Origin of the sequence: Mycobacterium sp., from assembly GCF_019247635.1 — a bacterium.
Taxonomy (GTDB): domain Bacteria; phylum Actinomycetota; class Actinomycetes; order Mycobacteriales; family Mycobacteriaceae; genus Mycobacterium.
Map to the genome: position 1 here is coordinate 50,128 of NZ_JAFBAR010000107.1, position 11,157 is coordinate 61,284.

The 11,157-nt window shown below is 66.9% G+C and carries 10 protein-coding genes; 6 read left to right on the forward strand and 4 right to left on the reverse strand.

Translation table 11 applies throughout. The features are described 5' to 3' along the window. Positions 1-38: 38 nt before the first annotated feature. Complete coding sequence (locus tag JO236_RS18220; protein ID WP_323802175.1) at positions 39-1,595, reverse strand: NAD(P)/FAD-dependent oxidoreductase; 1,557 nt, start codon at positions 1,593-1,595, stop codon at positions 39-41. Then, positions 1,592-3,391 (reverse strand): flavin-containing monooxygenase, encoded by a 1,800-nt coding sequence (locus JO236_RS18225; protein WP_293333526.1) that lies wholly within the window; start codon positions 3,389-3,391, stop codon positions 1,592-1,594. Before JO236_RS18225 ends, JO236_RS18220 begins: the two co-directional genes overlap by 4 nt. Before the next feature lie 311 nt (positions 3,392-3,702). Here JO236_RS18225 and JO236_RS18230 point away from each other — a divergent pair, with 311 nt between their 5' ends. Further along, positions 3,703-4,257: a pyridoxamine 5'-phosphate oxidase family protein gene (locus JO236_RS18230; protein ID WP_293333529.1), complete on the forward strand. Its 555-nt coding sequence runs from the start codon at positions 3,703-3,705 to the stop codon at positions 4,255-4,257. Position 4,258: 1 nt separating this feature from the next. Here JO236_RS18230 and JO236_RS18235 read toward each other — a convergent pair whose 3' ends face one another. Next, positions 4,259-4,732 (reverse strand): SRPBCC family protein, encoded by a 474-nt coding sequence (locus tag JO236_RS18235; protein WP_293333532.1) that lies wholly within the window; start codon positions 4,730-4,732, stop codon positions 4,259-4,261. 160 nt (positions 4,733-4,892) lie between these two features. Here JO236_RS18235 and JO236_RS18240 point away from each other — a divergent pair, with 160 nt between their 5' ends. Both JO236_RS18240 and JO236_RS18245 read left to right on the forward strand, forming a co-directional pair. Beyond that, entirely contained in the window at positions 4,893-6,281 is a 1,389-nt protein-coding gene (locus JO236_RS18240; protein ID WP_293333535.1) for an alpha/beta hydrolase, read from the forward strand. A 200-nt stretch (positions 6,282-6,481) separates the two neighbouring features. Continuing rightward, a complete protein-coding gene (locus JO236_RS18245; protein WP_293333615.1) occupies positions 6,482-7,291 on the forward strand; it encodes a polysaccharide deacetylase family protein in 810 nt (269 codons plus the stop codon). Positions 7,292-7,401: 110 nt separating this feature from the next. On the opposite strand, the gene JO236_RS18250 is transcribed toward JO236_RS18245, so the two are convergent. Then, a complete protein-coding gene (locus JO236_RS18250) occupies positions 7,402-7,857 on the reverse strand; it encodes a MarR family winged helix-turn-helix transcriptional regulator (RefSeq protein WP_293333618.1) in 456 nt (151 codons plus the stop codon). Positions 7,858-7,933: 76 nt separating this feature from the next. On the opposite strand from JO236_RS18250, the gene JO236_RS18255 reads away from it, so the two are divergent. The 3 genes from JO236_RS18255 (at position 7,934) to JO236_RS18265 (ending at position 11,147) form a co-directional block, all read left to right on the forward strand. After that, positions 7,934-8,875, forward strand: coding sequence for an alpha/beta hydrolase family esterase (locus JO236_RS18255; RefSeq protein WP_293333538.1), 942 nt, complete (start codon positions 7,934-7,936; stop codon positions 8,873-8,875). 23 nt (positions 8,876-8,898) lie between these two features. Then, a complete protein-coding gene (locus JO236_RS18260; RefSeq protein WP_293333541.1) occupies positions 8,899-10,308 on the forward strand; it encodes an alpha/beta hydrolase domain-containing protein in 1,410 nt (469 codons plus the stop codon). An 80-nt stretch (positions 10,309-10,388) separates the two neighbouring features. Then, positions 10,389-11,147: an SDR family NAD(P)-dependent oxidoreductase gene (locus JO236_RS18265; protein ID WP_293333544.1), complete on the forward strand. Its 759-nt coding sequence runs from the start codon at positions 10,389-10,391 to the stop codon at positions 11,145-11,147. Positions 11,148-11,157 lie beyond the last annotated feature (10 nt).

The window sequence follows — 11,157 nt, forward strand, 5'->3', positions numbered from 1 at the left end:
ATTCAGTGGGTCGAAAGGTCATCGACGGACTGACCCACTTACACCGGCGACGCGGAGCGGTTCGACCTCGCCCCAGCCAGTCGGCTTCCCGGAGCCGAGCCGGTGCGGTGCATCCACTCCCGCCGCCGCAGCCGCCAGGTGCGCCGCGCGTATTCCAGCTCGGTATAGGGCCATTGGGTGACAATGCGGCCGGAGGGTGAGCGGAAATAGCTGTCGCACCGGGTCCAGATGCTGCGGTCCAGGACTTCGGAAAGCCCGTCGTTGTACCGCCTTTCCACCTCCGCGCGCACATCGAGGTATCCACCGTGGCGCGCCACCCGACTCACGGCGCTGGCCACCAGTCGCGCACCGGCCTCAAGGATGTACACGATCGAGTTGCCCCCCTGGTTGGTGTTGGGACCGTAGAGCATGAAGAAGTTCGGGAATCCCGCGACGGCCACCCCCAGGTAGGCGCTCGGGTCGTCCCCCCAGCGCTCGTGCAATGACTCCCCGCCGGCGCCGAGGATCTCGATGCCCGACAGGTACTGCGACGTCTCAAATCCGGTGGCCAGCACAATCGCGTCGACGTCGACGACTGCACCGGTGGCGGTGACGACGGCGGTCTGGGTGATTCGGCCGATGGGGTCGGCGATGAGTTCGACGTTCTTTTGCTGCAGGGCCCGGTAATACTCGTCACCGAGCAGCACCCGCTTGCAGCGGAACGGATAGTCCGGTGTCAGCGCGCGCCGCAGCGCGTCGTCGGCCACGGTGCGCTCCAGAAACGAGGTCGCGATCTGACTGCGGGCGGCGACCACCGGGTCGTCAGCTATCGTCGCGGTGTTGTCGTGCTGGAACTTCCAGATCTGCCAGCGGGCCCGGCGCATTGCCACCGGGTTGTTTCGAAATCGCGCTAATTCGGTTGCGCTGTACGGGCGGTCGTCCTTGGGCACCATCCACGGCGGGGTGCGTTGGAACACCGTGACGTGCTCGGCAATCTTCGCCAATTCGGGGACAACCTGCACCCCGCTGGCCCCGGTGCCGATCACCGCGACGTGCCTACCCGTGAGATCGGCGCGGCCATCCCAGTGCGCGGTGTGCATCAGGATCCCGCTGAAATCGATGAGGCCGGCGATGTCGGGTAGCTTCGGCGCGCCGAACAAGCCGGCCGCGCAGACAACGACATCTGCTGCCAGCGTGACGTTTTCGTCGCCGCGATGCAGTTGTAGGTCCCACTGCCAGGTGTCGTCGTTCCAGCGCGCCGTGCGCAGCCGGGTGCCGAGCATGAGGTGCCGGCGCAGATCGAAATCGTCGGCCACCGACTCCAGATAGGCCAGGATTTCAGGCTGCCGCGCGTAGGTGCGGGTCCAGGACTTGTTGAGGGCGAACGAAAACGAGTACAGGTGGCTCTGGATGTCGCAGGCCGCTCCGGGATAGGTGTTGCGTCGCCAGGTTCCTCCGACGCCCTCGTCGGCCTCGACGATGATCAGGTCGTCGACGCCGGCCCGGCGCAGCGCGACCGCCGCACCCAGACCTCCGAAGCCGGCGCCGACGATCGCCACCTTTGGCGAGGGGCGACGCCGGGTGGTCGCTCTGAGCCGACCGACGAGGTACTTCACGGACCACCCCCGCCACCGCGAACATTGAATCCCGCCATATCGCCCGCGGCCCGCCAAGCCTCCAAGATGTCGGCGTACTCGGTGGGGGCGCCGAAGAAGAAGCTGCCCTGCCGCGTCTTCGCGTCCGCCTTTCCCTCCCGGTTGTAGTAGCCGGGGGTGCATGTCTTGGCCCGCTCGGCGCTCACGGCGGAGCGCTGCACGACGGTGTCGACCCAGGCGGCCTCGGCTTCCGACGATGCCTCGATTTCGGTGACGCCGCGCTCCAGTGCCCAGGCGATGATCCACGCGGCGTGGGTGGCCTGGACGTCCAACAGGTACGGAAAGTTCACCGTCAACCCCGCCTGCGCAATGCTCTCGATGAAGCAGTTCGGAAACCCATTGGCGCACAAGCCCTGAAAGGTTCGCACGCCATCACGCCACTGCTCGGTCAGGGTGACGCCGTGGCGCCCGATCAGCTCGAACCCGGCACGACGGCAGTAGTCGGTGCCCACCTCGAAACCCGTCGCGAAGAGCAGGCAGTCGAGCTCGTAAGCCGTCCCGTCGACGACGACCCCGGACTCGGTGATGCGCTCCACTCCCCGCCCACGGGTGTCGACCAGCATGACGTTGTCGCGGTTGAATGTCTGCAAGTACTCGTCATGGAAACAGGGCCGCTTGCAGAAGTAGCCGTACCACGGTTTGAGTGCCTCGGCCGTGGCGGGGTCGGTGACGATCCCCTCGACCCGGGCCCGGATCTCCTCCATCTTGGCAAAATCAGCGAGTTCGATTGTGCGCGTTCGCTCCTCGGGGTTGGCCGTACCGTCACCGTCATGCCGCATGACGGGAAGCTTGCGTGTGATGCTGGTCCAGGCGTCGGCTACCAGATCCTGGTCCGCCTGCCCGCCGGCGGTGAGGATCTGGAAGTTCTGGATGCGCTCACGCTGCCAACCCGGCTGTAATGTATTGGCCCACTGCGGATCTGTCGGCCGATTGGCGCGCACATCCACCGAGGAGGGCGTGCGCTGAAACACAAAGAGCTCCCTCACCGCCGCGGCCAGCCGCGGCACGCACTGGACCGCTGTCGCGCCGGTGCCAATGATGCCGACGCGCTTACCGCTCAGGTTCTCCAGGTTCTGGCCGGTGTACTCGTAGTCCCACCGGCTGGTGTGAAACGTCTTGCCGGCAAACGAACCGAGCCCCGGGATGCCGGGTAGCTTGGGTTTGGCCTGATACCCGTTGGCCATCGACACGAACCTCGCGCGCATCTCATCACCCCGGTCGGTGCGGATGATCCAGCGGGAATCCTCGGCGTCCCAGCGAATCTCATGCACATCGGTCTGCAGGCACGACTCGCGGTACAGGTCGTAACGCTCGGCGATGCGCCGGCAATGCGCAAAGATCTCGGCACCCTTGGCGTACTTCTCAGTGGGCACGTAACCGAGTTCTTCCAGCAGCGGAAAGTACACATACGACTCAACGTCGCACGCGATACCCGGGTATCGGTTCCAATACCAGGTGCCGCCCACATCGGCGGCGCGGTCGATCAGCCGGATGCTCTCGACACCGCGCTCACGCAGCCGGGCGCCGGTCAACAATCCACCGAAGCCCGCGCCGACGATCGCCACCTCGACCTCGTCGGTGAGTGGCTCGCGCGTGAAATCCTTGTCCGCCCAAGGATCCTCGGCGAAGCGCGCAAACTCGCCGGCGATCTCCACATACTGCGCGATCCCATCCGGGTGCAGGCGCCGTGCCCGCTCTTCGGCGTATTTCTGGCGCAACGCATCGACGTTCAATGTCAGTCGAACAGTCTCGGTCAAGCCATCCCCGACTCCGTAATCGATCGGTTGATCCTAGCAACGGGATAGGTGTGCGAACAGCGTGCCCGATTACCCACGGTGGGACCACGGCCGTAACGCCATTGCGAAAAAATCGCCGGCGGATCTTCGCAGCGGCGTCACGCTCGGCGAAAGCTGGTCTCCAAACCCGGCGAGGATGAGCCGCAGCCCGACCGCGAACCAACGGGACAGGGCGGCGAAGCTGCGTGCGGCTACGGCCGGTGGAAACCCGTTGTCCAGCAGCATCGTTAGGCATAGGATCAACGTCCCCGGTTAACCAAGGATGTTTCGCTATGCTCCTGCCGTTGTCTGCCGAGCCGTTCACGGCCCCCACCGATCGCGACATGCTCCCCTCCGAGCGGCGCGAATTCGTGCGTACGCATCGCACCTGCGTGTACGGCTACCGTCGCCGCAACGACGGCCCGGCAATGTCGATCGTTTACTACATCCCGACCGATGACGACGAATTGTTGGTAGCCACGATGGCCGGGCGCGGCAAAGCCCGTATCGTCGAACGCGACGGCAAGGTCAGCCTGTGCGTCCTCGACGAGCGGTGGCCCTTCAGCTACCTGCAGGTCTATACCGATGCGACGATGGAGCGCGACCGGGAACTGGCCATCGACGTGATGATGGCTGTGGCCGGCCGGATGTCCGGTCAACCTCTCGACGACGAGGCACGCCCAGCCGTCGCAGCGATGTGCGACCGGGAGAACCGCGTCGTAATCCGGTGCCGCCCTTATTCCACCTTCGCGACGCCGCCGCGCCACCTGCACCGCAACGACGAGGTCGAGGGCTTGAGCCACTGGGTGTCCGGCGTGGTCCCGTGGGACGCCGACGATCGGTCCTGAGCTACGTCGCACCGCAGCGATCGCGCAGCTTGGCCAGCGTGGCTTCGATCCCGGACGCGTTGGACCTCGTGGCACCGATCAGGTGGTAATACCCGAGCGCGTTCTTCACCGCGCCGGCATCGCTGTAGTCGAAGGTCTCGGTGACCCGGGTCCGTGTCGGGGAAAGCGATTCGAATTCCCACCGCCAGCGGTGGCCCAACGGGTGGCGCCATTCGACCAATTCGCCCGGCTCGAGGGCCGTCACGGTGCTGGTGATGCGGTAGGGCACTCCCAATGCCTTCATCCTCGTCGAAAACTTCGATCCCACAACCAGTTCCGAAGGCATTTCGATGTTGGCGCGCACGGTGCCCGAGCCGTCGAGTTCGCTATGGCGGCGAGGATCGGCCACGATCGCATACAGCTCGGCCGCCGGCGCGGCCACCTCAACCGATCGGCTCACCCGTCGCGGTCCGGCGTCGACGACGGTAACAGTCATGGTGCCCAGGGTAGCCCCGTTCCGCGACAACACGAAGCTAGCCGGCCACAAGGCCCGGCGAGACCCAGCCGGATCCCGTTGGCGGTAGTCACGATTCCGTCTATCGTGTTCCGGGGCCACATCCGCGCGGCCATCGGATTTTCAACGGAAAGCAGCATTGTTGCGTCACTTGATCGGACAGCTGTCCTTGTTGCACGGCTGGCTGCCCGCGACGGCCCAGGTGTGCGCCCTATTGGTGGTGTTCGGCGCGATTGACTGGCGCCGGCGGCGCTGGCGCGGGTTTGCTCTGCCCGTGGCGCTGGCCGTCGCGGCCGCGGTGACATCGCTCTCGTACTGGTACATCGCCTCGGTGGGGGTGGCCGGAGACCCCGCGCCGGCGTCGCTGTGGCTGTGGCTAGCGATGAGCGGCCTTGCGATCGCCGTGGTCCCGCTGGGTTGGCCACGCGCCCACTGGTGGCGCCGCGGTCTGGCCGTGTTGTCGGTGCCCCTGTGCGGGCTGTGCGCGGCGCTGGCCTTGAACCTTTGGGTCGGTTACTTCCCCACCGTGCACGCCGCGTGGAACCAGCTCACCGCCGGCCCGCTGCCGCACCAGACGGATCGTCTGACGGTCACCGCCATGCAGCTCGCCGGGACCAGGCCCACGACGGGCGTCGTGGTGCCGGTGACGATCGACGCGGGTGCCTCGGGATTTCCGCACCGCCAGGAGCTGGTGTATCTGCCTCCGGCGTGGTTCTCCTCCAATCCACCGCCGCGGCTGCCGGCGGTGATGATGATCGGCGCCGCTATCAACACCCCCGCCGACTGGCTGCGAGCCGGCGACGCCGTGGACACCGTCGACGCTTTCGCCGCTGGTCATCAGGGCTATGCCCCGGCGCTGGTCTTCGTCGACGCCACCGGCGCATTCGACAACGACACCGAGTGCGTCAACGGAAGCCGCGGCAACGCCGCCGATCACCTGACCAAAGACGTCGTGCCCTTCATGGTCTCCAACTTCGGGATCAGCGCTGAGCGGGCCAATTGGGGCGTGGCTGGATGGTCGATGGGCGGCACGTGCGCCGTCGACCTGACCGTCATGCACCCGGACCTCTTCGGCGCGTTCGTCGATATCGCTGGCGATCTGCGGCCCAACCTGGGCACCAAGGACCAAACCATCGCGCGGCTGTTCGGGGGCAACCCCGCCGCTTGGGCCGCTTTCGACCCAATCGGCGTCATCACCCGGCATGGTCACTATGCCGGGGTATCGGGATGGTTCGATGTGGTAGCAGCCACTGGTCCTCGCAACGTCGCCCAGGCGGCCGGTCCCTCACCCGTTGCCGGTGCGGAGCCGCCCGCGGCCCTGGAACGCGAAAACGCCGCCGCCCACTCGTTGTGCGATCTGGCCACCGCCAATGGCATCAGCTGCGCGGTGGCCAGTCACCCGGGCAAGCACGACTGGCCGTTCGCGGGCCGGGCGTTCGCCGCGTCGCTGCCGTGGCTGGCCGCGGCGGTGCGCACACCCAACACCGAGCCCGTGCCGTTGCCGCAGCGCGGCGGCGGCACACCGCACTGATCCGGTTTCTGGTCCGGTCCCGTCCGCCGTTACCTAACCGAGACCCAGGCTACGCAGGGGCATCCGGCATATCGTGGCTGCTCATGGTACGGTTCGCTGTCGTGGCCGCGTCACCTATCAACAGGGGAACCCCGTCCGCGGGTTCGTCTCGTGGACGCCACGCCGCTCCCTCCCGCAGACGGGATCCTGCCGGGTCCGAACTGAACCGTCGTCGCTTCCTCGGTGGCCTGGCCGCGGCGGTAGTCGCCGGTGTGGGATTGGCCCGAGTGGTGGTCGACCCGCAACCGCGGACATTCGCCCAGACGCCTACCGCCGCCATCCCGACGTCCGGGCCCACGGCCCCATCCGCCATGCTCCCTCCGCTGCCGCAGAGCGCCCGCATCCCGCTGCCCGGCGGTGGGGCCCTGATGAAGATCCCCGGTCAGGGCGATCTGCTCGCGCTGACCGTCGACGACGGCGTCAACAGCGAGGTGGTGCGGGCCTACACACAGTTCGCCAAAGACACCGGCGTGCGGCTGACGTATTTCGTCAACGGGACCTACAACTCCTGGACCGACAACCTCGCGTTGCTGCGGCCACTGGTGGACTCCGGGCAGATCCAGCTCGGCAACCACACCTGGTCACATCCGGATTTGACGACGCTGTCGAAGACCGACATCGCCCAGCAGCTGGCGCGCAACGACGAGTTCCTGAAGAAGACCTACGGCATCGGCGCGAAACCGTACTGGCGGCCCCCCTACGCAAAGCACAACGCGACCGTCGATGCGGTGGCCGCCGACCTCGGCTATACCGTCCCGGTGCTGTGGTCGGGATCGCTGTCGGACTCGACGTTGATCACCGAGGACTACATTGTGAAGATGGCCAACGAGTACTTCACCCCCCAGGCCATCGTTATCGGACACCTCAACCACCTGCCCGTCACGCACGTCTACCCGCAACTCATCGACGTCATCCGGTCGCGCAACCTGCGGACCGCCACGCTCAACGACATCTTCCTCAAAACGCCCTAGTGCGCCTGCGCGGCGGGCCTATCCCGCCGGGCGTGGCGTTGGCTCTGCGCTGACGGCGGGGTCTACTCGAACTTCTCCACCCTGGACGCAGAGTCAACGGCCGTGCCCTTTCATCCCGTCGCGTCGTCGGACGCCGCCAGCAACAGCTCCAGAGTCTTGCGCAGCTCGGCAAGCCGGCGCTGTCCGAGAATCTCCCGCCATCGCTTTTCCAAATCAATTGCACTGGAACGCATCACGCGTAGCGCCTGACGCCCGCGGGGAGTCAGCTCGATGATGCGTGCGCGGGCATCGGCCGGGTCGGGCACCCGTTGCACGTAGCGGTTCCTTTCCAGTGCCGCTATCGCCTGCGCGATGGCCTGCCGGCTCACGCGAAGTCGTTCGGCCAGATCCGATGCGTGCAGTCCGCCCGCTGCCAGCGCGACAAGGGCAACCGACTGCGCAGGGCGTAGTCCGTCCAGGCCGGCCGCGGCGAACGCGGCCCTCAGCTGCGGCAACCGCGCCGCGGCCAGTAGTTGCACCAGCGCGGGCACGGTGGGCTCCGGCGCGTTGTCCGGTACGCGTCGCATGGTTGAAGAGTCTGCCACTCGACGCAATTTTGACAAGTTGCTTGTCAAAATTGCCTAGCGGTGTCAGGATGAATCCATGGCGTCTAGATGCGTTCGGGTGCTCAGCGTCCTTCTGCCGGGGGCGTTAATTTTGTTGCTGGGCGGCTGTTTTGGCGGCGGCCACGCCAGGGGCTCACCACCGGGAACGATCCCGGTGGGACAGTCCAGCCAGAGTATCGAGTTCGACGGTGTCAGCAGGACCTTCAACGTCTACCGTCCACAGGCCCTGTCCGGGCCGGCGCCACTGGTGGTGATGCTGCATGGCGGCTTTGGCAGCGGCGATCAGGCGGAGCGTGCCTACAACTGGGATGCCGAGGCCGACGGCGGGCACTTCCTGGTCGCCTATCCCGACGGTCTCAACCGCGCCTGGAATGCGGGGTCGTGCTGCGGAATCCCGCAGCGCGACAACGTCGATGACGTCGGATTCATCACCAGCATGGTTGCCGCCATCGTGCAACAGACCCCCGTCGACCCCACACGGGTCTATGTCACCGGCATGTCCAATGGCGCCGCAATGGCCCTTCGGCTGGGCTGTCAGACCGACATGTTCGCCGCGATCGCGCCAGTGGCGGGCACATTGCTCACCGACTGCTCGGGGGCGCGGCCGACATCCGTTCTGCAAATCCACGGCACCGCCGACGACCGGGTGCCCTACGACGGCGGACCCGGTAAAGCGTTCGCCGTCAACGGGAATCCGCGTGTCGATGGTCCGTCGGTTCCGGCCGTCAATGCCACCTGGCGCGGCATCGACGGGTGCGCGGCGCCAACCTCGACCACCGCGGGCGATGTGACGACGTCGACGGCCGGGTGCCCAAACGGGCGCACTGTCGAGCTGATTTCGGTGGCGGGGGCGGGCCATCAATGGCCCGGCGGCGCGCGCAATCCGATTGTGGAGCGGCTGGGCGAGCTTCCCCCGCCGTCGACGGCGCTCGACGCCACCGATACCGTCTGGCAGTTCTTCACCGCGCACCAGCGTTGAAAGACGGTCTATCCTCGGAACCCGTGAACAGCGTCGTCACACCAGTGCCCGGTCGGCCCGCCCTGCTCTTGGGCTCCTTTGACGTCGCCGATCTCGGCTATGTCGTCCAGGAGTTCTTCGTTTCCGGTACGGCGTCTTCCTACGCCCCAACAGAAGAACTCGGTGCCGACGGTCGGTGGACCGTGGCGCCCTCGGAAACCGCCGACTACACCACCCGTGTGGTGGCGCTGACCCCCGCCGACGAGACCAAGTTCAACGGGATCGTCCTCGTCGAGTGGCTTAACGTCAGTGGCGGCATCGACGCTCCGGCCGTGTGGTTCATGGCGCATCGCGAGATCGTTCGCGCGGGCTTCGCCTACGTCGCGGTCTCCGCCCAGCAGGTGGGAGTTCAGGGCGGAGCAAGCCTGATGGGCGTGGACATGTCGCTGAAGAGCCAGGACCCGGCGCGGTATGCGCTCCTGAGCCACCCCGGCGACGCCTTCGCATACGACATCTTTTCCCAGGCCGGCCGGATCGTCGGAGATGTTCTGGGTGGTCTGCGCCCAGAGCATGTCGTCGCTCTGGGCGAGTCCCAGTCGGCGATGTTCATGACGAGCTACGTCAACGCGATCGATCCACTGGCCCGGGTCTACGACGGGTTCCTCGTCCATTCCCGGTTCGCCTCGGCGGCGCCACTGGACGGGAGTTCGATCTTCGACGAGTCGCAGACCGGCTTACCGCCAGCGATCGCATTTCGTCCCGACCTGCGAGTGCCGCTGCTCGCGGTCATCACCGAAACCGATCTGTTCGGCGGCCTGCGATTCGGTTATTTCTTTGCGCGGCAACCGGACAACCCACTGTTGCGGGTGTGGGAGATCGCCGGCACCGCGCACGCCGATAACTACACGATCCAAGTGGCGCCGATCGATTCCGGGTCCGCGGCGCTGGGCGATCTGGTGGCCGCCTACGCGCCGACCAACATGCTGATGGGCCAGCAACTGGAGCACTGCATCAACTTCGCCCCGCAGCACCACTACGTCCTGCAGGCGGCGCTGTCGAAGCTCTGCCACTGGGTCCGAACGGGCCAACCGGCGCCCGGCGCCGCTCTTATCGAGGCACGCGGAGACGACCCGCCGGAGCCGATCGTGGACGCCAACGGGCTTGCGCAGGGCGGCATCCGGACCCCATGGGTCGACGTGCCGGTGGCGCGGACGTCCGGCGCCGGCAGCGTCGACAACGTCATGGCCATGATCTTTGGCTCCGGCGAACTGTTCGACGCGACCACCCTGCGCCGCCTCTACCCGGGCGGGGTCGACGAGTACTTGCGGCGCTTCAGCGCCGCGCTCGACGCCGCGGTGCAATGCGGCTTCATCTTGCCGGCGGATCGTTCGGAGATCATCGAACTGGCCGGCGCGACGTACCCGGGGACCGGCGACGCGTTCACTCTGCACTGAGGGTGGGGGTCACTCGTAAAAGTTCGCCGTGAGCGCCGAGTCAACTAGCCCGGAGCCCGGGGGCGTATATCGTTTCGACCATGGCCGACCTCATGCCGCTCACGGGCCGACGCATCCTGGTCACCGGCGGGGCGACGGGTATCGGCGCGGCCGCCGTCGGAGTCCTCGCTGAGGCGGGCGCCGAGGTCGCCGCGACCTACCACAAGACCCCGCCGCCCGATGACCTGGCCGCCACCTGGCTGCAGTGCGACCTGCGCGAGGCCGACGCGGTCTCGGCGATGGTGGGCCAGACGGCAGATCGCCTCGGTGGGCTCGACGTACTGGTCAACGCGGCGGGCCTGTGGCAACCGGGCATACCGGGCTACGTCAGCGCCGAGGAGATTTCGTTCCTGTTGGACACCAACGTGAAGGCGACCATCCTCACCAATCAGGCCGCGCACGCGGTCATGAAAGGGAGCGGCGGCAGGATCATCAACTTCGGTTCCTCCGAAGCCGTTGTGGGCAGCCCGATTTCGGCTGTTTACGCCGCGACCAAGGGAGCGGTACAGGCGTGGACGCGGTCGGCCGCGCGCGCCTGGGCCGCCGACAACGTGACCGTCAACGCCCTGGCGCCCGCGGTACAGACACCGGGCGCGGACCGGTTGCGGGATTTCCTCGGCCCGGAGGCCGGCGCCCTCATCGACCAACAGCTCAAGATGATGATCCCGCTCGGCGGAGCCCTGGGCGAACCCGCGCGCGACGTCGGGCCGATGCTGGTCTTTCTGGCCGGCCCGGGTTCGGGCTTCATCACCGGGCAGCTGCTGGCGGTGGACGGCGGCCTGATGATGGTGGGCGGATAGAGACAACCGA